This window comes from Nioella sediminis, from assembly GCF_001879695.1.
GTDB classification, from domain to species: Bacteria; Pseudomonadota; Alphaproteobacteria; order Rhodobacterales; family Rhodobacteraceae; genus Nioella; species Nioella sediminis.
The window spans coordinates 1-624 of record NZ_MNBL01000167.1; the positions used below are offsets into that span (position 1 = coordinate 1).

General features: G+C 52.9%; 1 protein-coding gene. It reads left to right on the top strand.

The genetic code is table 11. The features are described 5' to 3' along the window. Positions 1–53: 53 nt before the first annotated feature. Positions 54–624: hypothetical protein (locus tag BKY26_RS20110; RefSeq protein ID WP_131541956.1), on the top strand; the 571-nt coding region annotated here is incomplete at its 3' end.

The following is a 624-nucleotide window of genomic DNA, read 5'->3' on the forward strand; positions in this document are numbered from 1 at the left end:
TTGGAATTGTCACCTGATCAAAGCCATTTATCTAAATAAAGGAAGGGCAGTTCATGAAGGTCCTTGTCATCGGTAACTCGCAATCAGCCGCGCTGAAAAGAGCTTATGAGCAGCGTGCAGAGAACCTCCGTGCCAAGGGTTTTGATTGCCATTTTTATGTCATTCCTGGTGGATCCGGACCTGATTTCCTGGTGGAAGACGATCGGCTGGTACCTGGCAAGATTGTTAAAACCCATCCACCGTTCATGTCTCCCGCCGGAACCAACGAAATTCCTCTGAAGGAATTTGATGCTCTTCTTGTCAGCGCGCTTGGCTATTTCGATGGAGGCTTTCGGCACAAGAATCTTATCACTCGAGCGGGTGTTCTGGCGGACTGCAGGCCTCGCGGTGAAGCGCTGAAACGTCCTCCGGTTTCGCATCCCTGCATGGCTGAAATCATGGCGACAGCGTTAGAGCGTCAGAATGGCATTCGCACCCTGCGCCGGATTTGCGAGACATATGTCGGCCCTGTATTCGTGCAACGTTGGCCCCAACTATCCGAAGCAATTCTTGACCATCAAGAATGGGGCCTGCGGCTTTGGTATGAGGCCCCGGCAAAGGCGTACCGGATCCTGGCGGAGTTGC